Origin of the sequence: Thioalkalivibrio sp. ALMg9, from assembly GCF_000380625.1 — a bacterium.
GTDB classification, from domain to species: domain Bacteria; phylum Pseudomonadota; class Gammaproteobacteria; order Ectothiorhodospirales; family Ectothiorhodospiraceae; genus Thioalkalivibrio; species Thioalkalivibrio versutus.
On record NZ_AQYC01000005.1, the window covers coordinates 74,724 to 97,539 of the forward strand.

Annotated in this window: 19 protein-coding genes; 9 read left to right on the plus strand and 10 right to left on the minus strand. The window is 67.0% G+C overall.

The window, feature by feature from the left end; genetic code table 11:
- The first annotated feature begins 71 nt into the window (after positions 1–71).
- Both F792_RS0101590 and F792_RS0101595 read left to right on the plus strand, forming a co-directional pair.
- Positions 72–3,914, plus strand: coding sequence for a DUF3683 domain-containing protein (locus F792_RS0101590; RefSeq protein WP_018168110.1), 3,843 nt, complete (start codon positions 72–74; stop codon positions 3,912–3,914).
- Positions 3,915–4,101: 187 nt separating this feature from the next.
- The gene (locus F792_RS0101595) at positions 4,102–4,935 is read left to right on the plus strand and encodes a rhodanese-like domain-containing protein (RefSeq protein ID WP_018168111.1); all 834 of its coding nucleotides are present in this window, start codon (positions 4,102–4,104) and stop codon (positions 4,933–4,935) included.
- 74 nt (positions 4,936–5,009) lie between these two features.
- Here the strand turns inward: F792_RS0101595 and F792_RS0101600 are convergent, their stop codons facing one another.
- Complete coding sequence (locus F792_RS0101600) at positions 5,010–5,219, minus strand: DUF2905 domain-containing protein (protein ID WP_018168112.1); 210 nt, start codon at positions 5,217–5,219, stop codon at positions 5,010–5,012.
- Between the two features lie 19 nt (positions 5,220–5,238).
- Positions 5,239–5,901, minus strand: coding sequence for a ribose-5-phosphate isomerase RpiA (gene rpiA, locus F792_RS0101605; RefSeq protein WP_026313012.1), 663 nt, complete (start codon positions 5,899–5,901; stop codon positions 5,239–5,241).
- A 103-nt stretch (positions 5,902–6,004) separates the two neighbouring features.
- Here rpiA and ilvA point away from each other — a divergent pair, with 103 nt between their 5' ends.
- Together ilvA and F792_RS14960 are read left to right on the plus strand one after the other, a co-directional pair.
- Entirely contained in the window at positions 6,005–7,519 is a 1,515-nt protein-coding gene (ilvA, locus tag F792_RS0101610; RefSeq protein WP_018168114.1) for a threonine ammonia-lyase, biosynthetic, read from the plus strand.
- A 367-nt stretch (positions 7,520–7,886) separates the two neighbouring features.
- Positions 7,887–8,144, plus strand: a complete 258-nt coding sequence (locus F792_RS14960) for a hypothetical protein (RefSeq protein ID WP_081620105.1) — start codon at positions 7,887–7,889, stop codon at positions 8,142–8,144.
- 264 nt (positions 8,145–8,408) lie between these two features.
- Here the strand turns inward: F792_RS14960 and F792_RS0101615 are convergent, their stop codons facing one another.
- Genes F792_RS0101615 through F792_RS0101650 form a run of 8 tightly spaced genes read right to left on the minus strand, consistent with a single transcriptional unit; the run spans position 8,409 to position 16,871 of the window.
- Positions 8,409–9,242: a symmetrical bis(5'-nucleosyl)-tetraphosphatase gene (locus F792_RS0101615; RefSeq protein WP_018168115.1), complete on the minus strand. Its 834-nt coding sequence runs from the start codon at positions 9,240–9,242 to the stop codon at positions 8,409–8,411.
- 8 nt (positions 9,243–9,250) lie between these two features.
- A complete protein-coding gene (gene apaG / locus F792_RS0101620; RefSeq protein WP_018144096.1) occupies positions 9,251–9,649 on the minus strand; it encodes a Co2+/Mg2+ efflux protein ApaG in 399 nt (132 codons plus the stop codon).
- 58 nt (positions 9,650–9,707) lie between these two features.
- Positions 9,708–10,685 carry a glucokinase gene (locus F792_RS0101625; protein WP_018168116.1) on the minus strand — a complete coding sequence of 326 codons (978 nt, stop codon included), beginning with the start codon at positions 10,683–10,685 and terminating at the stop codon, positions 9,708–9,710.
- A 34-nt stretch (positions 10,686–10,719) separates the two neighbouring features.
- Positions 10,720–11,523, minus strand: coding sequence for a 16S rRNA (adenine(1518)-N(6)/adenine(1519)-N(6))-dimethyltransferase RsmA (gene rsmA / locus F792_RS0101630; protein WP_018168117.1), 804 nt, complete (start codon positions 11,521–11,523; stop codon positions 10,720–10,722).
- Positions 11,520–12,578: a 4-hydroxythreonine-4-phosphate dehydrogenase PdxA gene (gene pdxA / locus F792_RS0101635; protein ID WP_018168118.1), complete on the minus strand. Its 1,059-nt coding sequence runs from the start codon at positions 12,576–12,578 to the stop codon at positions 11,520–11,522. Before pdxA ends, rsmA begins: the two co-directional genes overlap by 4 nt.
- Positions 12,544–13,986, minus strand: a complete 1,443-nt coding sequence (locus F792_RS0101640) for a peptidylprolyl isomerase (protein ID WP_018168119.1) — start codon at positions 13,984–13,986, stop codon at positions 12,544–12,546. Before F792_RS0101640 ends, pdxA begins: the two co-directional genes overlap by 35 nt.
- Entirely contained in the window at positions 13,970–16,222 is a 2,253-nt protein-coding gene (locus F792_RS0101645) for an LPS-assembly protein LptD (protein WP_018168120.1), read from the minus strand. Before F792_RS0101645 ends, F792_RS0101640 begins: the two co-directional genes overlap by 17 nt.
- A 7-nt stretch (positions 16,223–16,229) precedes the next feature.
- A complete protein-coding gene (locus F792_RS0101650) occupies positions 16,230–16,871 on the minus strand; it encodes an adenylate kinase (RefSeq protein ID WP_018144090.1) in 642 nt (213 codons plus the stop codon).
- Between the two features lie 240 nt (positions 16,872–17,111).
- Between F792_RS0101650 and ppa the strand changes: the two genes are divergently transcribed.
- The 5 genes from ppa to F792_RS0101675 all read left to right on the plus strand — a co-directional run bounded on the left by ppa (position 17,112) and on the right by F792_RS0101675 (position 22,752).
- Positions 17,112–17,648, plus strand: coding sequence for an inorganic diphosphatase (gene ppa, locus F792_RS0101655; RefSeq protein WP_018144089.1), 537 nt, complete (start codon positions 17,112–17,114; stop codon positions 17,646–17,648).
- Between the two features lie 113 nt (positions 17,649–17,761).
- Positions 17,762–19,639 (plus strand): penicillin-binding protein 2, encoded by a 1,878-nt coding sequence (mrdA, locus tag F792_RS0101660; protein WP_018168121.1) that lies wholly within the window; start codon positions 17,762–17,764, stop codon positions 19,637–19,639.
- Complete coding sequence (gene rodA / locus F792_RS0101665) at positions 19,636–20,754, plus strand: rod shape-determining protein RodA (RefSeq protein ID WP_018168122.1); 1,119 nt, start codon at positions 19,636–19,638, stop codon at positions 20,752–20,754. The genes mrdA and rodA overlap by 4 nt, the downstream gene beginning before the upstream one ends.
- A complete protein-coding gene (gene mltB / locus F792_RS0101670; RefSeq protein WP_018168123.1) occupies positions 20,751–21,782 on the plus strand; it encodes a lytic murein transglycosylase B in 1,032 nt (343 codons plus the stop codon). The genes rodA and mltB overlap by 4 nt, the downstream gene beginning before the upstream one ends.
- Complete coding sequence (locus tag F792_RS0101675) at positions 21,739–22,752, plus strand: septal ring lytic transglycosylase RlpA family protein (RefSeq protein WP_081620106.1); 1,014 nt, start codon at positions 21,739–21,741, stop codon at positions 22,750–22,752. Before mltB ends, F792_RS0101675 begins: the two co-directional genes overlap by 44 nt.
- Positions 22,753–22,816: the final 64 nt, after the last annotated feature.

Consider the following 22,816-nt stretch of genomic DNA (forward strand, 5'->3'; position numbering starts at 1 on the left):
TGCGACTTCGTGCGCAGGGCGTGCGGACCCGTTACTCTTTTGCCACATTCTGATCGGGGGGCTACGCCTCAATGACCGCCGAACGCGTCCGAGAAATACCCTATAACTACACCTCATTCTCCGACCGCGAAATCGTTATCCGTTTCCTCGGTTCCGATACCTGGGACCTCCTCAACGAGCTGCGTGGGGAGCGTCGGACGGGCGTGTCCGCGCGCATGCTGTTCGAGGTTCTGGGGGACATGTGGGTGGTCACCCGAAACCCGTACATCCAGGACGATCTGCTGGAGGACAAGAAGCGCCGCAAGGCGCTGATCGACGCCATGCAGCATCGTCTGGGCCAGATCACGGCCCGGGCCGACGGCAACGAGAAGGCGCTTAAGCTGGGTCAGCGCGCGCAGGCGGCGGTGTCCGCCTTTGCGCAGGAGTTCACTGATACCGCCGCGCTGCGCGATCAGGTGCGCAAGCGCATGAAGGCCCTGACGCACAAGGACAACATCCAGTTCGGCGGCTTGGCGCGGGTCTCCCACGTGACCGATGCGACCGACTGGCGTGTGGAGCTCCCGTTCGTGGTGCTCACCCCGGATTCCGAGGAGGAGATGGGCCCGCTGGTTGCGGCCTGCATCGACCTCGGCCTGACTGTGATCCCGCGTGGCGGTGGCACCGGCTACACCGGCAGTGCCGTCCCCCTGTCCAAGCGCTCGGCGGTCATCAACACCGAGAAGCTGGAAGGTCTGGGCGAGGTCGAGCGCCGGCCCTTGCCGGGCGTGGAGCATGACGTACCGGTGGTGCGGGTAGAGGCCGGTGTGGTCACCAAGCGCGTCTCCGAGCTGGCCGATCGCAACGGCCTGGTGTTCGCGGTGGATCCGACCTCGCAGGACGCCTCCACCATCGGTGGCAACGTCGCGATGAACGCCGGCGGGAAGAAGGCCGTGCTGTGGGGCACCGCGCTGGACAACCTGGCCGCGTGGACCATGGTGACCCCCGAGGCGGAGTGGATGTATGTCGAGCGCCTCGACCACAACCTCGGCAAGATCCACGACGCCGAGGTTGTGCGCTTCCGCGTGAGCCGCTATCAGCCGGACGGCAAGACCCCGAAGGGCGAGCCCGAGATCCTGGAGATGCCGGGACAGAGCTTCCGCAAGCTGGGGCTGGGCAAGGACGTGACCGACAAGACCCTGATGGGCGTGCCGGGCATCCAGAAGGAAGGCTGCGACGGTCTGATTACTTCGGCCGAGTTCATCCTGCACCGGATGCCGGACAACATCCGCACCGTGTGTCTGGAGTTCTACGGGACCGATCTGCACCAGGCCGTGCCGGCGATCGTCGAGATCAAGGATGCGGTGGACGCCGAGGACGAAGTCCTGCTGGCGGGCCTGGAGCACCTCGACGAGCGCTACGTGCGGGCGGTGAAGTACACCCCGAAGGGCGCCCGTGGTGACCTGCCGAAGATGGTCCTGGTCGCCGACATTGTCTCCGACAACGAGGATGCCTTGGGCAAGCTGGCGGCCAGGATGGTGCGCGCGGCGAACGCCCGCAATGGCGAGGGTTTCGTTGCGGTCAGCCCCGAGGCGCGCAAGCGCTTCTGGGCGGATCGCGCCCGCACCGCGGCGATTGCTCACCACACCAACGCGTTCAAGATCAACGAGGACGTGGTGATCCCGCTGGAGCGCCTGGCGGAGTACACCGAGGGGATCGAGACCCTGAACGTGCGCGAGTCGCTGAAGAACAAGCTCCGGATGGTCGACGAGATGCAGGAGTGCATGCGCGGTGACCATCCGGAGCTGCGCGAGTTGCTGGACGACACCGGTGGCGAGGGCCAGCAGTGGTTCGAGGCCAAGCGCGAGCGTGCGGTGGAGGTCCTGGAGACGGTGAAGAAGCGCTGGGAGGCAATCTCGGACAACTTCTTCACCCAGGCCTCGGAATGTGACGAGCTGCTGGACGAGCCCGCTCGTGCGGATCGGCGCGACCATGACAAGCTGATCAATGTGCTGCTGCGGCGCAGCCTGCGCATCTCCTACCGCGCCGAGGTCGAGCGCCCGCTGTTCGAGATCTTTGGCGGGCACCAGCTGGAGCCGGTGCGCAAGCGGCTGACCGCGATCCACGACCGGGTACTGACCAGCCGCCTGTTTATCGCCCTGCACATGCACGCGGGCGATGGCAACGTGCACACCAACATCCCGGTCAATTCCAATGACTACCAGATGATGCACCAGGCCGAGCGCCTGGTGGATGAAGTGATGCGCCTGGCACGCGAGCTCAATGGGGTGATCTCCGGCGAGCACGGGATCGGGCTGACCAAGATGCAGTATCTCGAGCCCGAACGCATCGAGTCGTTCGCGAAGTACAAGAAGGACGTCGACCCGAATGGCGTGTTCAACGCCGGCAAGCTGCTGGTGGGCTCCGGGTTGTCCAATGCCTATACGCCGTCGCTGCGCCTGGTCAAGCAGGAGGCGTTGATCCTTGAACAAAGCGAGCTGGGCGATCTCAACGACGAGATCAAGGACTGCCTGCGTTGCGGCAAGTGCAAGCCGGTGTGCAACACGCACGTCCCGCGCGCCAATCTGCTGTACTCGCCGCGCAACAAGATCCTGGCGACTGGGTTGATCGTCGAGGCGTTCCTCTACGAGGAGCAGACCCGGCGCGGGCTGTCGCTGAATCACTTCGAGGAGATGAACGACGTCGCGGATCACTGCACGATCTGCCACAAGTGCCTGAATCCGTGTCCGGTCGACATCGACTTCGGCGACGTGACCATGCACATGCGTTCGATCCTGAACAAGAAGGGCAAGCGCAAGGCGACGCCGGCGACGATTATGTCCATGGCCTTCCTCAACGCCAAGGACCCGGCCACCATCAAGGGCATCCGCAAGGGTGCGATCCAGATGGGCTATGCCGCCCAGCGCCTGGGGCATTTCGCATTCAAGAAGCTGAACCTGACCGGGGAGGGCAAGACCCCGCGCTCGACCACCGGCAAGGCCCCGATGCACGAGCAGGTCGTGCACTTCGTGAAAAAGCCGATGCCCGCCGGGCTGCCGAGCCAGACCACCCGCCAGATGCTGGGGCTGGAGGATTCGCGCTACGTGCCGATCCTGCGCGACCCGGTGAAGACCGATCTGGATTCGGATGCGGTGTTCTACTTTCCCGGGTGCGGTTCCGAGCGCCTGTTCAGTCAGGTGGGCCTGGCCACCCTGGCCATGCTCTACGACGTCGGCGCGCAGACCGTGCTGCCGCCGGGCTACCTGTGCTGCGGGTATCCGCAGAATGCCGGTGGCGATTTCGAGAAGGGCCAGCAGATCAGTACCGAGAACCGGGTACTGTTCCATCGCCTCGCGACCACGCTCAACTACCTCGACATCAAGACCGTGGTGGTGTCCTGCGGCACCTGCATGGATCAGCTCCTGAAATACGAGTTCGAGCGGATCTTCCCGGGTTGCCGGTTGCTGGACATCCACGAGTACCTGATGGAGAAGGGCGTCCATCTCGAGGGGCTCGAGGGCGTGCAGTACATGTACCACGATCCCTGCCATTCGCCGATGAAGTCGCACAAGCCGACCGACGTCGCGGCCAAGCTGCTGGGTCAGGAGGTCCTGCAGTCCGACCGTTGCTGTGGCGAGGCCGGGACCTTCGCGATCAGCCGTCCGGATATCGCCACCCAGGTGCGCTTCCGCAAGCAGGAAGAGCTGCACAAGGGCATCAAGGAGCTGACCGGAGAGGAGAAGGCGAAGGACGGCAACGTGAAGATGCTGACCTCCTGCCCGGCCTGCCAGCAGGGCCTGGAGCGCTATCGCGAGGACACCGGGATGGATACCGACTACATCGTGGTGGAGATGGCCAACCGTCTGATGGGCGATGGCTGGCAGAAGGCCTTCATCGAACGGGCGCGCGAGGGCGGGATCGAGAAGGTCCTGCTGTAGGGCTGGCGAGCCGGCACAAGCGGGTGCTGCACATGGCCCGCCCGGGTTGGCTACAATCGGGGGCACCGGGCGGTCGCGACGGAATAAAGGATCGTCACGTCGCGTCGCCCCATCGGGCGTATGCAATGCCCGTCCAGGCCGCGGCAGTGTATGCGGCATGTCCACCCGTCCATGCAAGGGAGTTCGCATGACCTTTCGCTCTTTGAGTCCCCGTCTCGCCGTGATGGCCCTTTGTTTCGGGCTGGCGGCGGCCCCCGTCGTGGCCAGTGCCCAGGCCTTTGTCGAATTTCCCGGCCGCAGTCTTTACGAGCGATTCGGCGTGGATGCCGTGGACCTGTTCGATCTGCGGGGCCAGTTGTCGCGTTCCACGGTGATCGATGTCCGCCCGCGGCTGGAATACGACATCCTGCACATCGAGGGGGCCCATCATGTACCGCTGGGCGCCCCGGATTTCGAGGATCAGGTACGGGCCCTGGAAGACCAGCATGGCGGGCCCCTGGTGTTCTACTGCAACGGGCGCGAGAGCTACATGTCCTATCGCGCTGCCGCGCGGGCCAACGCGGCCGGGCTCGGCCCGACCCAGGCCTATGACGCCGGCGTCGCGGACTGGGCAGACCGCTACCCGGGGCTGGCCATGCTCCGCGGCGAGCCGATCGAGGACCCCGAGACCCAGCTCATCACGGACGAGGCCTTCGAGGCGCGGTTGCTGGATGCCGACACCTTCGCCCGTCGTGTTCGCAACGACGACAATGCGGTGGTGCTGGACGTGCGCGGCAACGAGGAGCGTGACGAGATCTCGCTGTTTGCCGGGCGCGAGATGTCGGCCCCGTTGGAGAACATCGATACGCTTAACCGCATCCTCGGCCAGGCCAACCGGGATGGTGATGCGCTGTTGATCTTTGACCAGGACGGTCAGCAGGTGCGCTGGTTGCAGTATCACCTGGAGGAACGCGGCATCGAGAACTACCACTTCCTGGAAGGCGGCCTGCAGCATTTCTACGACGAGGTGATGACGCGCTGATTGTCCGTCTCACCGCTTGCCTGCGTTAAAAAGGGCCGGGATCATACGATCCCGGCCCTTTTTTTGGAGCGGTATCAGCGACGAAACAGCGCCAGGAGGATCGTGATCCCCACGCTGACGATGATCATCGTGGTGAGTGGGAAGTAGAAGCGGGCGTTCTCGCGTTCGATCACGATGTCACCCGGGAGCCGGCCCCAGGGGATTTTTCCGAGCCACGGCCACAGCAGACCGATCAGGACGATCAGCCCGCCGATGATGATCAGCCATTTGCCCGTCGCGTTCACCGTGGCGGACTCGACCTGCTTAACCGGCGGTCATCTCCTCGACGCCCGAGGCGGAGCCCACCAGCATGACATCCGCCGAACGGCGGGCGAACAGTCCGTTGGTCACGACGCCGGCGATATGGTCCAGCTCGGATTCGAGCTCCACCGGGTTCATGATGCGCAGGTTGTGCACGTCGAGGATCACGTTGCCGTTGTCGGTCTTGAAGCCCTCGCGCAGTTCCGGGTTGCCGCCCAGCTTCGACAGGGCGCGGGCCACGTGGCTGCGCGCCATCGGGATGACCTCGATCGGTAGCGGGAAGGCGCCGAGATAGTCGACGACCTTGGTCTCGTCGACCACGCAGACGAAGGTCTTCGACGCCGCCGCGACGATCTTTTCGCGGGTCAGCGCGCCGCCGCCGCCCTTGGTCAGGTGCAGATGCCGGGTCGCCTCGTCGGCCCCGTCGACGTAGATCGGCAGCGGACCGGCGGAGTTCAGGTCCAGTACCTCGATACCGTGGCCGCGCAGGCGCTCGGCGCTGGCCTCGCTGGAGGCCACGGCGCCATCGATCTTGCCCTTGATGCCGGCCAGGGCGTCAATAAAGTAGTTCGCGGTGGAACCGGTGCCCACACCCACGATCCAGCCGCTCTCGATCCGTTCCAGCGCCGCCTCGGCGACCGCCTTTTTCATTTCGTCCTGATTCATCACCGTCTCCCGAATATTCTGTCCGTAACCCATTGAGGATACCGACTGCTCCGTCCCCGGGACAAGCGGAAGCGTTAAGGCCTCGCATGCTATCGTTTGGGGCATGAAATTCCCCTATCTCGAGAAGATCCTGACGGCGCGCGTCTACGATGTCGCGCGCGAGACGCCGCTGGACCCGATGCCGAATCTGTCGGAGCGCCTTGGCTCCACGTTGTGGCTGAAGCGCGAGGATCTGCAGCCGGTGTTCTCGTTCAAGCTGCGTGGCGCCTACAACAAGATCGCCCAGCTAACCCCGGAGCAGCGCGCAAAGGGCGTGGTCGCCGCCTCCGCCGGCAATCATGCGCAGGGGGTTGCGCTGGGGGCCAGTCACCTCGGCATCAAGGCCGTGATCGTGATGCCAGTGACCACGCCATCGATCAAGATCGACGCGGTGCGCCGGTTCGGTGGCAAGGCTGTGCTGCACGGCGACTCCTTCGACGAGGCGGCCGCCCACGCCCGCGAACTGGAACAGAAACACGGCTACACCTTCATCCATCCGTTCGACGATCCCGACGTGATCGCCGGGCAGGGCACGGTGGCGATGGAGCTATTGCGCCAGCACCCGGGCGAACTGGACGCGGTGTTCGTGTGCATCGGTGGCGGTGGCCTGGCGGCAGGCATGGCGGCCTACATAAAGCGCCTGCGTCCGGAGATCAAGGTCATCGGCGTGGAGCCGGATGATGCGCCCTCGATGTACAAGGCGCTGCAACAGAACCGCCGGGTCACCCTCAAGCAGGTCGGGATCTTTGCCGACGGTGCAGCAGTGCGTCAGGTCGGCAAGGAGACCTTCCGCCTGTGCCGCGATCTGGTCGACGAGGTCCTGCTGGTGGACACCGACTCCATTTGCGCGGCCATCAAGGACATCTTCGATGACACCCGCGTGGTGGCCGAGCCGGCCGGGGCCCTGGCGGTGGCCGGGATGAAGCAGTACATCCAGCGCGAAGGCCTGCAGGGCGCGAATCTGGCGGCGGTGCTCAGTGGCGCGAACATTAATTTCGATCGTTTGCGTCACGTGGCCGAGCGTGCCGAGATCGGCGAGCATCGCGAGGCCCTGTTTGCGGTCACCATCCCCGAGCGTCCGGGTAGCTTTCGCCAGTTTTGTCAGGCCATCGGCAAGCGCGGGGTCACCGAATTCAACTACCGCTACGCAGATGACGAGCAAGCCCAGGTCTTTGCTGGGATCAAGCTGGAAGGGGGCGATGCCGAGCGCCAGGAAATCCTGGCGGCCCTGGAGGAGGCAGGTTACGACGTTCTGGACATGACCGAGAACGAGGTGGCCAAGCTCCATCTGCGGCACATGGTCGGCGGCCACGGTGGCGAGGTCCGCAACGAACGGATCTACCGCTTCGAGTTTCCGGAGCGACCCGGCGCGCTGCTGAATTTCCTGACGCACATGGGCCAGACCTGGAACATCAGCCTGTTCCACTATCGCAACCATGGCGCCGCCTATGGCCGCGTGCTGGTCGGCATGCAGATCCCCGCCGAGGATCGGGCGCGGTTCCGCGAGTTTCTGAAGGAGGTCGGGTATCCATGGCACGAGGAGACCGGGAATCCGGCCTACTCCCTCTTCCTGCGCTGACCGCGTCTCGCCCGCCTCCCGGGAGCGGCTGGCCCCGGTTCGTCATCTGCTGTTTACGGTGGCTTCGTCCGGCGGCCTGCCGAGCGCTCTCTCGCAAGCGCACCGCGAGGTACTTCTTTGCTCGTGCAAAGAAGTACCCAAGAAACACGCCCGACTGCCGCGACCCCGGCCCGCTGCGCGGGCCGGGGTTTCCCTCGCTCCGAGGCTTTTCGCGGGCGGCGCTGAACTCGCTGCGCCTGCGGCTCCGCTCAGACATCCAGCGCCCCGTGTCTATTTAGAATCGTCCCGCGAAAACCCTCTCCACTCGGCGCGACGACAACGGGGAGGAAGGTCCAAACAACGGCGATCGCAGCGTTCTTGCCAGTGGATGATGGCTAGGTCTTTGGACATCTTCGGCACGCTCGGCCTGTGGCCGTTGCGTGTCGCGCCCGCGAAGCGGGCGCCGGGGGACGTAGGATGTGATGAGCGCAGCGAATCGCATCAGGGTTTCGCACGACGTGGGGAACGGTGCGTTTCGCTGCGCTCAACCGCACCCTACCGGATACCGTCGGTTTTGACCTTCGCCTCCCGTATGGAGCCCCTTGCGGAAGGGTTCTCGGGCCGGGAGAAGGCGCTGGATGTCTGAGCGAAGCGCAGCGTAGCGAGTTCAGCGCCGCCGGTCCGAGGGCCCTGGAGCAAGGTTCCCGGGCGGAATCCGGGTGCGCCTCGAAGGGTACTTTCTTGGGCAAGCAAGAAAGTACCTCGCGGCGCGCTGGCGAGACAGCGCACGGCAGTATGCGGACCGAAGCCACCGTAAACACCGAGTGATGAACCATGGCCAGCCACAACATGGCATATGCGGCCGGATGGAAGGCGGGTGCCTGGAAGGTGCTGCGCGGTAGCGGCCGGGTCAGGCGGGACAGGGCGTTTGCCAGGTCGTCACGCGGGTGGGATCGCCGTCCGTGTTGTCGAGGCGGGCGAGGGTCATGCGGTTGCCCCAGACGCAGCCGCTGTCCAGGGCCAGCCAGTCCGGTCCGACGCGATGTCCGAGGGCGGCCCAGTGGCCGAACGCGATCGGGTGGCCGGCGGCCGCGCGGCCGGGTACCTGGAACCAGGGGGTGAGGCCGGATGGGGCCTCTTCCGGCGGGCCATTGCCGGCGAATTCCAGCGCCCCATCGGAGGTGATGTAGCGCATGCGGGTGAAGGCGTTGATGGTGTAGCGGGAGCGGTCGTAGCCGTCGAGATCGGGGCTCCACAGTGTCGGTTCATCGCCGTACATGACCTCGAACAGCGCCTGACGGCGGGCGGGGTCGCGTAGATCGGCCTCCACGCGCTGTGCCTCGGTCTGCGCTGTGCCCGGGTCCCAGGCCGGCGGGAGGCCCGCATGCACCAGCGTCCAGCCGCTGGCCGTGTCGGAATGCAGTAGCGGGCGCCGCGCCAGCCAGTCCAGCAGGTCGGCGGCGTCCGGGGCGTCCAGCACCGGGCGCAGGGTGTCCTTGCCGCCGGGGGGGCGCACGCCTTCCGCGGTGGCCAGCAGGTGCAGGTCGTGGTTGCCCAGTACCGCGGTCGCGGCATCCCCCAGCGCCCGGACCCGGCGCAGGCAGCCGAGCGAGTCCGGGCCACGGTTGACCAGGTCGCCGACCAGCCATAGATGGTCGGCCGCCGGGTCGAAGCGCACCTGCTCCAGCAGGCGTTCCAGCGGGTCCAGGCAGCCCTGGAGGTCGCCGACGACGTACAGTGCCATCGGGCCGCCTAGTGCAGCGTGCGCGGGACGGATAGCGTGAACGGCGGGATCGGCGCGTCGAAGGTGTTGCCGCGTTCGTCGCGCATGCCGTAGCTGCCTTCCATGGTGCCTACCGGGGTCTCGATCACCGTGCCACTGGTGTACTCGAAACTGTCACCGGGCTCGATGCTGGGCTGTTCCCCGATCACGCCCTCGCCGCGGACCTCCTGCGTCTGGTCGCGGCCATCGCGGATGATCCAGTGGCGGTTGAGCAGTTGCACGGTCAGCGCCCCCGCGTTGCGGATCACCACGTGATAGGCGAAGACATAGCGGTCGTCATCGGGTTCCGACTGGTCTTCCACATAGGCAGTGGAGACCTCGATCTCGATGGTGTGGGCTTCGGTGTCGTGCTCTTGGGGCTGGTTCATGCGGTTGCGGCTCCAGATTCGTGAGCGGGAAACGCCCGTGCGCGGGGCAGGCCCGGCATCAGGGTTTCACGGACCGGCTGGCGTAAACGGCAGCGCCGAGCAGGCCCGGTTCGGGGTGCATGATAAGGGCCACGGGCAATTGCTCAAGCAAGTGGGTCATCGGTGGGCGATTACGGAAGGTGCTACGAAAGCGTGGTCCGCGGAACGTCTCGAGCCAGCGCGGGGCGATGCCACCGGCCAGGAAGACCCCCCCGGTGGGGAGTGCGGTCAGGGCCATGTCCGCCAGTTGCCCGGCGTAGATGCCGACGAAGCGATCGATGACGGCTTGAGCCGAGGGGTGCCCGGCGAGCGCCAGTTCGCCAATCGCCGCGGCGGGTTCGGCGGTCTCCAGGGCCTGCGCCAATTCGGGGTCAGGCTGGCGATCGAGCTCGAAATGCCCGATGCGGGCGATCCCGCGACCGCTGAGTAGATGCTCGCGTGTGCAGTATCCCAGTTCGCGGGCCACGAAATCGCCCAGTGCGGCCTCCTCCGCCCCGCTGGGCGAGAAGCGCGCGTGGCCGCCCTCGCCGGGAAAGATGGTGGCGGCGCCGGGCGGGCCCACCAGACAGGTGCCGAGCCCGGTACCGGCGCCCGCGACCAGGCGCAGGCCGGCGGGATCGTGCGCTCCTTCCTGCAGGGTTTCGCAGTCCTGTGGCTGCAGGGCGTCGAGGCTCGCGCCGATGGCGGCAAAGTCATTCAACAGGGTGACGGGCAGCCCTAGGTGATCCGCGAGCGTGGTGGTGTCCAGCGCCGTCCAGGGCAGGTTCGTGACGCGCGCCCGGCCGTGATGCACGGGGCCGGCCACCGCCAGACCCGCCGCAGCAAAGGTATCCACTGTCGCAACCTCGGTGCGCCAGCGTTCGAGGATGCTGGCCAGGTCGGGGTGTTCGCGGCTGCGGTAGCGCTCGCCCTCGTGCAAAGACCACCCGTCCGCATCGCGGTGGGCGCGGGCAACGCGGGTATTGGTCCCGCCAACATCGGCAACGATCAGGTCCATGGGCCCATGGTAGCGGATCGCGGCCGCCGGCTGTTCAGGGGGTGGCGGGGTGGAGGCGTCGAGCCAGGGCCTCGAAGCCGGTGATGTCGATGTTCTCCGGGCGCTCGCCCGGATCCAGGCCGGCGGCCTCGAGATCGGCGATCTCGGCCAGGCCGGAGAGACCGCGGCGCAGGGTCTTGCGGCGGCTGGAGAATGCCTGGTTGACCACCCGTGCGAAGGTTGGGTACAGCGTCGCCGCGACGCGCGGTTCGGCCAGGGGCGTGATGCGCACGACGCTGGAGTAGACCTTGGGTGGGGGGTGGAAGGCCCCGGGGGGCACGGTGAACAGGGCGGTCGCCTCGGCGCGGGCGGCCAGCATCACCGTCAGGCGCCCGTAGCGCTTGCTGCCGGGGGCGGCGGTCATGCGCTCCACGACCTCGCGTTGCAGCAGGAAGTGCATGTCGCGGATCGTGCCGACCTGATCCAGCAGGTGGAACATCAACGGGGTGGAGATGTTGTAGGGCAGATTGCCGACCACACGCCAGCCCCGCTCGGGCAACGCGCCGAGGTCGGATAGCTGCATCTGCAGGGCGTCGCCCACGTGCAGATCCAGGCGTTCTGAGGGGAAGCCGGCGCGCAGGCCGGCCGCCAGGTCGCGGTCGATCTCCACCGCGACCAGATGCTCCAGGCGCTCCAGCAGGGCGGCCGTCAGGGCGCCACGGCCAGGACCGATCTCCAGCACGGCATCGCCGGGTTGCGGGGCGATCGCCGCGACGATGCGCGCGAGGATGCCGGCATCGTGGAGGAAGTTCTGGCCGAAACGCTTGCGGATCGGCGACGAGGTCTTGATTCGGGTCATGCCCTGGGGGTGCTCCGGCGTTCGGCGGCTCGCGCCGCGAGGGTTTCGGCCAGGCGTTCGGCGGCCTGGAAGCTGCCGACCTCGGCGCGCCCGGTGCCGGCCAGATCCAGTGCCGTGCCGTGGTCCACCGAGGTGCGGATGAAGGGCAGGCCCAGGGTGACATTGATGGCGCTGCCGAAGCCGGCATGCTTGAGCACCGGCAGTCCTTGATCGTGGTACATGGCGAGCACGGCGTCGACGCCGTGCAGGGCGCGCGGGGTGAATGCGGTGTCGGCCGGGAGTGGCCCGCGCAGACGCATGCCGGCCTCCCGCAGGCGGTCCAGGGTGGGGGTGATGATCTCGATCTCCTCGCGTCCGAGGACACCATCCTCGCCGGCATGCGGGTTCAGCCCGCAGACGGCGATCACCGGGTCGGCGATACCGAAGTCGCGCTGCAGGTCGTGATGCAGGACGCGGGTCACGGCCTCCAGGCGGTCTGCGGTGATGGCGTCGGGGACTGCGCGCAGTGGCAGGTGGGTGGTGACCAGCGCGACCCGCAGGCCCTCGGTGGCCAGCATCATCACCGGCATCGGCGCGCCTGCACGCTCGGCCAGCCACTCGGTGTGACCACTGAAGGCGATCCCGGCGCGGTTGATTACGCCCTTGTGCACCGGACCGGTGACCATCGCCTCGAAGGTGCCGTCGAGGCAGCCGGCGGCGGCCGTGGCCAGCAACGCCAGCACGTGCTCGGCGTTGGCCGGGTCCAGGGTGCCGGCGACCACCGGGGTTGCCACCGGTACGGGCAGGATCTCCAGGGTGTGGGCCGGGGTGACCGCGCGCGGGCGTTCCGGGTCGAAGTGGATCAGGCGCAGGGACTCGCCGAGCTGGCGGGCACGGGCCTCGAGGACGTCCGGGTCGGCGATGGCGACGCGCTGCGCGTGGCCGCGCTGCCGGGCCATGGCGATCAGGAGATCGGGCCCGATGCCGGCGGGGTCGCCGGCGGTCAGGGCCAGGCGCGGGACCGCGTGGGCCCCGCGCGGATCAGGAGCCGAAGCCGTCGACCCGGTATTCGACATAGGCCTCGTCCCGCAGGCGGCGCAGCCACAACTCGAGTTCTTCCTCGCGCTTGCGGTTTTGCAGGATCTCGCGGGCACGGGCCCGGATCTGTTCGCGCGAGGTGTCGACCTCGCGGCGTTCCAGGACCTCGATGATGTGCCAGCCGAACTGGCTCTCCACCGGTTCGCTGACCACGCCCGGTTCCAGGGCGTCCATGGCCTCCTCGAAGCCGGGCACCAGTTCGCCCGGGCTGACCCAGCCGAGGGCGCCGCCCTGGGCGGCCGAGCCGGGGTCGTCCGAGTTGGCGCGTGCCAGGTCCTCGAAGCTCGCGCCCTCGCGGATGCGGTTGTATAGCGACTGCGCCTGGCGGCGGGCGTCCTCGTCGCTGCGCACCTGGTCCGGGCTGATCAGGATGTGGCGCACGCGGGTCTGCTGCACGCGGGTCTGGTCGCCGCCCTCGCGGTCCAGCAGTTTCATGATGTGGAAGCCGCCGGGCGAGCGCAGGACCTCGCTGATCTCGCCTGTGCGCATCAGCACCGCTTCGCGGGCGAACATGCCGGGGATTTCGCCGGCCGAGCGCCAGCCGAGGTCGCCGCCTTCCAGGGCCTGAGGGCCTTGGGACTCGCTGATCGCGACGGTGGCGAAGTCCTCGCCCTCGCGCACGCGCTGGCGCAGCGCTTCGGCCTTCTCGCGTGCCTCGGCGATCTGGCTGGCATCGGCGCCCTGGGGCAGGGGGACCATGATCTGCGCGATGCGATAGCGCACGCCGCGGTCGATCGCACCGCTCTCGGAGGCGATCAGGTCGGCGATCTCCGGGTCGGAGACGCGGATGCGCTGATCGACCTGGCGGCGCTGCAGCTGGTTCACGGTCAGTTCGTGGCGGATCTGTTCGCGAAAGGCGTTGAAGTCCACCCCGTCCTGCATCAGGGCCTGACGCAGTTGCGGCAGGGTCATGCGGTTCTCGCGGGCGATGTTCTCCATCGCGCGGTTCAGAGTCATCTCGTCGATGTTGATGCCGACGCGCTCGGCCTCCTGCAGCTGCACGCGCTCGACGATCAGGCGCTCCATGACCTGACGCGCCAGGGTGTCCTGATCCGGCGGGCGAGTGCCGCGCTCGACCATCTGCTGGGCGATCAGGTTCATGCGTTCCACCAGTTCGCGCTGGGTGATCACGTCGTCGCCCACCACGGCCAGGATGCGGTCGGTGAAGCGGTCGCCCTCCGGGGTAATGGGGGTGGCCGGGGCCCCGCTGTCGCGGGCGGCCCCGGGGGTGACCGGGGCCTCGACCGCGCCCTGCGAGAGGTCGCCGGCCGCGGGCCCGGTCGTCTGGGCCATCGCCGGCAGGCCGAGGCCGTAGACCAGGGCGGCCAGCAGCGGCAGCAGGGCGCGGGCCTTGCCGCGGCGGCGTTGTTCAGGGACGTGCGTCATATCCGGCAATACCCTCGCGCAATAGCGAATCCACGCCGGAATCGAACCGTGCCAGGCCGTCCAGCGTGAGTTGGAAGTAGATCGAGTTGTCGTAGGTCTCGTCGAAGGAGAGCGCGCGGCGTGCGACCACGCGGATACCATAGCAGCAACTACGATACTGAAGCCCGGCCAGAAGTTCGAGATCGCGTTCCTCTTGCAGGCTGTAGTTCCAGCGCCCGATGGCGTCGATGCGCTCGGTGACCGGCCACATCACGGAGATATCGGTCTGGTCGATGGAGCGGGCGCCGGCCTCGCGCTGGCGGTAGCCGACGTTGATCCGGGCGCGTTCGCGCGGGCTGTAGCCGACCGAGACCGCCGCCAGGGTGGTCTCGCCGGCATCCTGGTTGTAGAGGATGGATCCGCGGCCGTCCCAGGCATCGCCGATGCGGACCCGGCCTTCCAGTGCCAGGTCGGAGGTGGAGGCGTCCAGTACCGGGGCGTTGGGGTTGCGCCGGACCTCGCGGTCTTCCAGATAGTGGATCTGGCCGGCGGACAGGCTCAGGCGTTCAAGCCCGGTCTGCTGGTCGAAGATGCGCGTGGTCAGGGCGGTGGTGACCTGATGGGTGTCGCCCACCCGGTCGGCGCCGACGAAGCGGTCGAGGCTGAACAGGTTGTCGAAGCTGAAATCGGCCTCGCCGGTATCGAAGATCGGGATGTCATTCTGGTCGCGAAAGGGCACATAGCCGTAGAAGATGCGCGGTTCCAGGGTCTGCAGCCGTCGCCCGTCCGCGATTGGGCGCTCGAAGATCAGTCCGGTGTCGATGGAGGCCCGCGGCACGGTGCGGCTGATCGATTCCGGACGGTCGTCCTGGCCGCGGCGGTCCAGCTCGTAGCGGGTGTGACGGATGCCGACGGCGGGTTCGAAGAAGAAGCCGCCGGTGTCATGGCGCCAGCGCACCTCGGGGTTCAGGTCGAGGCGGGTGCCCAGCGGGCGCCCGGACTGATCCTCGCTGCGCTCGAAGCGCACCAGTTCGGTGTCGAGGTCCCAGGACAGGCCGTGGCCTAGGTATTCCCCCGCCTCCAGGGTGATCTGCGGTAGGCGCTGGTAGGGCTCGCCGGCTTCGCTCAGATCGGGGTCGACGATCTGGTAATCCTCGATGCGCGTGCGCAGGCGGTAGGCCGGCTGGTTCCAGGTCAGGTCGGCGGAGCGCCGCAGATAAGGGGTGGAACCGGCGTAGCGGTCCGAGTTGCCGAAATCGAAGAAGTATTCGCGGTCGGACACATCCGCGGCGTCGAGGCGCAGGTTCAGATTGGAGGTAATCCGGGTCTGATGGCGCCACTGGGCGAAGTGGCGGTCTTCGCCGGTCTCGCGGTCATCCGGCAGGTAGCGGACGTCGAGCACACCATGGTGCCGGGGCTGCAGATAGCGGAACTCGGTGCCCAGCATTACTCCGCGGTCGGCCATGATGCGCGGGGTAAAGGTCGCGTCGTAGTTGGGCGCGATGTTCCAGTACCAGGGCGTCGCGAGATCGAACCCGGTGCGCCCGCCGGTACCCACACTGGGCAGCAGGAAGCCGCTCTTGCGGCGATCATCCAGCGGGAAGTTGATGTACGGGGTGTAGGCGATGGGCACGCCCTTGAAACGGATCGTCGCGTTGCGGGCCACGCCGACGCCGCTTTCGCGGTCGAGCTCCAGGTCGCCGGTGCGCAGCCACCAGGAGTCGTTGCCCACCGGGCAGGTGGTGTATTCGGCGTCCTCGAAGTCGTGGCGGTGCGGGGCGTGCTGGATGCCGCGTTCGGCGCTGCCGCGGGCCGGGATGGACTGCACCAGGAAATCGATTCTGCGGAACTCGCCGCTCTCCGCGTCCAGGCGATATTCGCCGCCCTCGGTGTGCAGCAGCAGGTCGCCGTCGAACAGCCGGGTGTCGCCCTCGGTGCGCGCAGTGCCGGAGGCGCGGTCGTATTCGAGGAAGTCGGTATCCAGGCGTCGCCCGGCCTCGAACAGGTGCACGTTGCCCGTGGCCGAGATGCGTTCGCCGTCGCGGCGGACGTGATCGGCGTCAATCTCGGTCAGGCCGCCCTCGAGGGTGCGCAGCTCGGGCCATTCGATCCCCGGGGCAAACGCGCATCCCGACGGGCGTTCGTCGGCGGGAACGGTTACGGGGATCAGGCCGGCGGCCGCCAAGCCCAGGCTCACCGCGACCTGCCGCGCGATCGGGTGACGGCGAGGCGCGGAGCTGGCGGGCCGGCGGCTCATCCCGAATTCAGGACAGCAGCTGGCGGATCTCGTCGAAGATCAGCTCGATGTCGCGGGTGCCGTTGATGTGCTTGAGCAGGCCATGACCGTCGTAGTACTCGATCAGCGGCTGGGTCTGCTCCTCGTAGACCTTGAGGCGGTTGACCACGGTCTCTTCGTTGTCGTCCGCGCGGTGGACCAGGTCACCGCCGCACAGGTCGCACACGCCTTCCTTTTGTGGCGGGAAGGTATGGGTGTTGAACACTGCGCCACAGTCGCCGCAGGAGACACGCCCGGTCAGGCGCTGCTTGAGTTCCTCGAACGGGACGTCGATCTGGATCGCGCGGTCGAGCGGCGACTCGATGTCGGCCAGCATGGTATCCAGGGCCTCGGCCTGGGCGACGTTGCGCGGGAAGCCGTCGAGGATGAACCCCTTCTGCGCATCGGGTTCCTGCAGGCGATCGCGGATCAGCCCCAGCACCAGGTCGTCGGGGACCAGCTGGCCGGCATCCATCGCGCTCTTGGCCTGCTTGCCGAGTTCTGTCTCGGCGGCGACGGCGGCACGCAGCAGGTCGCCGGTGGAGATCTGGGGGATGCCGAAGGTGGCGACCATCTTCTTGGCCTGGGTGCCCTTGCCGGAACCGGGGGCGCCCATCAGGACGATACGCATAGCTGACTCCTGCCGGGTGCCGCGCCGAACCGCAGGACTAGCCGGGAACGGGGGCGGCACGGTGAATGGCGGTGGCGAAACGGGGCTGGTCACTGAAGACGCAAACCGTTTCCCGAGCGCGGTCTTATACCGCCTGAAGGTGCTTGCCCGCAACCGTTGGGGCCGCTGGCCGGGTGCCCTTGAGGTGCGTGTCCCCTGTATAATGCCCGGCTAGCCAAACAAACTTTTTGGGAAGCAAGCATGGACATGAACCAGATCGAAGCCGGCAAGGATCTCCCCAATGACGTCAACGTCGTGATCGAGATCCCCGCCCACGGGCAGCCCGTCAAATACGAGATCGACAAGGACAGCGGGGCCCTGATGGTTGATCGCTTCATGACGGTCGCGATGTTCTATCCGTGCAACTACGGGTTTGTTCCGCACACCCTGTCGGAAGACGGCGATCCGGTGGATGTGCTGGTGGTCACCCCGGTGCCGCTGATGCCGGGTTCGGTGGTGCGTTCGCGTCCGATCGGCGTGTTGCAGATGACCGACGAGGCGGGTGTGGACGCCAAGATCCTGGCCGTGCCGGTGACCAAACTGCATCCGCAGTACGAAAAGTATCAGGGACCGGAGGACGTGGGTCAGGAACTGCTGGACTCGATCAAGCATTTCTTCGAGCACTACAAGGAGCTGGAGAAGGGCAAGTGGGTCAAGGTCGAGGGCTGGGCGGACGCCGAGGCGGCCAAGGCGGAAATTGTTGCCAGCTACAAGCGTTTCCAGAAGAGCAAGATCTGACGTCGCCACCCGCTGCATGCAGCGAGAGGCCAGCGCCGGGCCGCCCCCTTGGGGCGGTCCGGTCTTTGCGTGGGCGGTGGTCAGCGGGGATCACGGCCCCGTGACCCCCTGAAATGGCGGAACGCGACGCCTACGGCGAGGAACAGCAGGACCGCGAACGCTTTGCCGTGCGCATCCTGCTGGCGCTGGTGATCCTGGGGGTCATTCTGCTGGCACTGGGCTGGCGGCTTTCGGGCCTGCAGGTCGGTGCGCACACGCACTTCACCACGCTCTCGGAGAACAACCGCCTACGGGTGGAACCGATTGCCCCCACTCGAGGGGTGATCCGCGACCGCAATGGCGTGCTTCTGGCGGGCAATCGCGCCTCCTATCAACTGGAGGTCACGGTCGAGCAGGCCGGCGATCTCGATTCCCTGCTCGCTCGCCTGCGCGGTTACGTGGAGCTAAGCGAGGCGGACGTCGAGCGGTTCCAGCGCGGGGTGCGTCAGCGGCGGCCGTTCCAGCCGGTGTTGCTGAAGGCCGGCCTGGACGACGAGACGGTGGCGCGGATTGCGGTTTCGCGCCACGAGCTGCCCGGGGTGGAGATCGAGGCGCGGCCGCTGCGGTTCTATCCGCTGGGGTCCAAGTTCTCGCATGCGGTCGGCTATGTCGGGCGCATCAACCAGCAGGACCTGCAGCGGGTCGACGGGCGTGCCTATGCCGGCACTTCGCATATCGGCAAGAGCGGCGTCGAGCGCTACTACGAGGATCTGCTGCACGGGCGGCCGGGCTATCGCCAGGTGGAGGTGAACGCCCAGGGGCGCGTGATCCGCGAACTCTCGGTGACCCCGCCGCAACCGGGCACGGACCTGACCCTGACCCTGGACGTCAACCTGCAGCAGGCGGCCTATCGGGCGTTGGCCGGGCGGGACGGGGCCATCGTGGCCGTGGATCCGAATAATGGCGAGGTGCTTGCGCTGGTCAGCGCCCCCGGTTTTGATCCCGAGTCGTTCGTCCACGGGATCTCGCAGGCCGACTTTGCCGCGGTGCGTGACGACTATCGCCGGCCTCTGTTCAACCGCGCCCTGAGTGGCCAGTACCCGCCGGGTTCGACGATCAAGCCGCTGGTGGGTCTGGCGGCCCTGGACGAAGAGGTGACCACCGCCGAGCGCGAGATGTTCGCCCGCGGGTATTTCCAGCTCCCGGGGCATGAGCGGCGCTATCGCGACTGGCGTCGCGAGGGGCATGGTCGCGTGGACATGTCGCGCGCCATCGCGGTGTCGTCGGACGTCTATTTCTACGACCTGGCCCACACCATGGGGATCGACCGCATGGTCCCGATTCTGGGGGCCTTCGGGATCGGGCAGCGGACCGGGATCGATTCCACCGGGGAGCGCCCGGGCATCCTGCCCAGCCGCAACTGGAAGCGGGCCACGCATGACCAGGTGTGGTTTCCCGGCGAGACCCTGATCACCGCGATCGGTCAGGGCTACATGCTGTCGACCCCCCTGCAGATGGCCGACTTCACTGCGGCCCTTGCGGCCCGTGGCGAGCGCTATCAGCCGCACCTGCTGCGCGCCATGGACAACGGAGTGGGCGAACCCGAATATCGCTTACCCCTGCTGCGGGATCCGGTAACGGTCGACGAGAAACACTGGGACGCCATCCATGGCTCGCTGGTGGAGGCCGTGAACGCGCGTCATGGCACCGCCTGGGGTAGCGTCGGCAGTACACGGCCGGAGTACACCATCGCCGGCAAGACCGGTACCTCGCAGGTGTTCAGCCTGGGCGAGGACGAGGAATACGACGAGGAGGAACTGGCACGGCGCCTGTGGGACCATGCCCTGTTCGTCGGATATGCCCCGGCCGAGGATCCGCGCATCGCGGTGGCGGTGCTGGTGGAGCACGGCGGTTCCGGTGGCCGGGTGGCGGCGCCGGTGGCCCGCGAGGTGATGGATGCCTATCTGCTGGAGGGGGCGGGCATGACGATCGATGTCCCGGAGGACGAATGATCAGCGTGACCGGCCGCGAGATGTCCGTTAGTCAGTGGGCGCTGCGCAGCCTGCGCCTGGACAGCGTGCTGCTGGTGCTGCTGTCCATCCTGCTGCTGCTGGGGCTGGCGATACTGTTCAGCGCCACCGGCGAGAGCGTGGTCGCCCTGGAGCGACAGGTCATGCGGATCGGCCTGGGGGTGGTCGCCATGCTGCTGGTCGCCCAGGTGTCCATGCATGCCCTGCGCGCGATCTCGCCATGGCTCTTTGTAGCCGGTGTCCTGCTGTTGCTGGCGGTGATGTGGGTCGGGGATGTTGGCAAGGGCGCGCAGCGCTGGCTGGATCTCGGCTTCATGCGCTTCCAGCCTTCGGAGATCATGAAGCTCGCGGTGCCGATGATGGTGGCCTGGTACCTGTCCCAGCGGGATGGTCGTCCGCGCTTCCGAGACCTGGTGGTGACCGCGGCGCTGATCCTGGCGCCGGTCTATCTGATCATGCAGCAACCGGACCTGGGCACCTCGATGCTGGTCGGGGCCGCCGGGTTCCTGGTGATCTTCCTTGCGGGGCTGGGCTGGCGCTGGTTCGTTGGGCTTGGGGTCACGGCGGCCGCCGCCATCCCGATCCTGTGGTCGCAGATGCTGGATTATCAGCGCCAGCGGGTGCTGACGCTGTTCAACCCGGAGTCCGATCCGCTGGGCGCCGGTTATCACATCATCCAGTCGAAGATCGCCATCGGGTCCGGCGGGCTGTATGGCAAGGGCTGGCTAAACGGGACCCAGTCGCAACTGGAGTTTCTGCCCGAGCGTTCCACCGACTTCATTTTTGCGGTCTACGCCGAGGAATTCGGCTTTATCGGTGTCGCGCTGTTGCTGCTGCTGTATTTTGCGATTGTTGCGCGCGGGCTCTGGATCGCCGCGCTGGCACAGGATCGCTACGCCCGGTTGCTGGGCGGGAGTATCAGCCTGACCTTTGCGGTCTACATGGTGGTCAATATCGGCATGGTGACCGGCCTGTTGCCGGTGGTCGGCGTGCCGCTGCCCCTCGTCAGTTACGGGGGTACTTCGCTGGTGACCCTTATGGTCGCCTTCGGTATTCTCATGAGCATAGCCTCCCAGAAACGCCTGGTGAATCGATGAGCCTGAACTTGCGCCCCGTGTGGGCCCGCATTGTCCGCCCGACCCTGTTACGGACGGGGCTGGTCCTGTCCCTGGCTGCCGTGTCCCTCCCGGTCGCGGCCGAAAGCGAATTCCGTGCCGGCGATCCGCCGTATCTCGAGCGCGACGAGGTGCAGGCGTTCATCGACGAACAGGTGGAGGCCGGCCGCGACCGCGAGGCGCTGGAGGCGATGTTTGCCGCCGCCGACCCCCAGCAGCGCATCCTCGACCTGATCTCCAGCCCGGCCGAGGCGCGGCCGTGGAAGGACTATCGTCCGATCTTCATCACCGACGAGCGCATCGAGCGCGGTCGCGACTTCATGGAAGAACACGGCCGCTGGCTCAAGCGCGCCGAGGATCGCTTTAGTGTGGAGCCGAAGATCATCGCCTCCATTATCGGGGTCGAGACCTACTATGGCCGCAACACTGGCGGCTTCCGCGTGTTCGATGCCCTGGTGACCCTGGGCTTCGACTACCCGCCGCGGTCGGATTTCTTCCGCCGCGAGCTGGGTGAATTCCTGACCCTGGTGGACGAGGAAGGCCTGGATCCGCGCGAGACGCGCGGATCCTACGCTGGGGCCATGGGGCGCGGTCAGTTCATCTCGTCCAGCTACCGCCACTACGCGGTGGACTTCGACGGCTCCGGTCAGCGTGACCTGTTGAACTCCTGGCCGGACGCGATCGGCTCGGTGGCCAACTACTTTCGCGAGCACCACTGGAACCATGGCGAGCCGGTGGTGGCGAAGGCGCGGGTCGAGGGGGATGCCCACGAGGCCCTGATCAGTCGCAACTATCAGGCTCGCTTCGGTCTCGACGAACTGGCCGAGCACGGCATTTATCCCGACGAGGCCGTGGGCGAGGATGGCGAGTATTCCTTCATTCGTCTCGAGGGTGATGACGGTTACGAGTACTACCTTGGATATCCGAACTTCTACGTGATTACCCGCTATAACCGGAGCCCGCTGTATGCGATGGCCGTGCACCAACTTGCCGAGGCACTGGCCGACTAGTCCGGCCTCCGGGCCTGCGCCCGGGGCGCTCCTGCTGGGGTTTGTGTTGCTGGCGCTGGCTGGCTGTTCCGGTACCCCGGAGCGCGACCCGCGCCCGCTGGGTGATGCCGCCTATGACAGTTACCCCGATGCGGCCGACGTGCCGCAGGACCTGGCCCTGATCCCGGAACCGGAGCCGCGCAACGAGCCGCCCAGCCGCTATGGCAACCCGTCGGAATACGAGGTGTTCGGGCAGCGTTATCGCACCCTGCGGACCAGTGACGGCTTCGAGGAAGAGGGCATTGCCTCCTGGTACGGCACAAAATTCCACGGCCGGCGTACGTCCAGCGGCGAGCCCTATGACATGTATGCGATGACGGCGGCACACAAGTCTCTGCCGCTGCCAAGCTATGTCGAGGTCACCAACCTGGAGAACAACAAGCAGGTGGTGGTGCGGGTGAATGATCGCGGGCCATTTGTGGATGGGCGCATCATCGACCTTTCCTACGCTGCGGCCCATCGCATCGACATGACCGATGCCGGTGTGGCTCGGGTGCGTGTACGCTCGGTGGGGCCGGGTGATACTGGGCCCGACGACCGAGTTGCGGCCGCGCCGGCAGCGGGGCCCGTCGTCGATGTGGCCGCCGTGACCTCGCCGGAACGGGGGGGCGAGCGAGCCCCCGAACCGGTACCGGAGACAGCAGACTCCGGGGTGCCCGCCGCCGGGTCCAGCGGCGAGGGCGCCGGGGGCGGGCGTTTTGTCCAGGTCGGGGCGTTTTCCGAGCGCCAGTCCGCCGAACGGGTGCGCGAAGATCTGCGCGCTCTGGGTTTCGACCCGGTTCGTATCTCCACCCTGGGGCGGGACAGCGGTGCGGAACTCCATCGCGTGCGGATTGGCCCGCTGGAGGATGGCGATGAGGTCCGTGCGATCACGGATCGCCTGCAGGGTGCGGCGCACGTTGATTACCGCGTGGTCGAGAACGCCCAGTAAAGGCTCTGCCGCTGTTGTTTTTCCGGCCCGTCCCGGGCCCCACTCTGCTATCGTAGACCGGTCC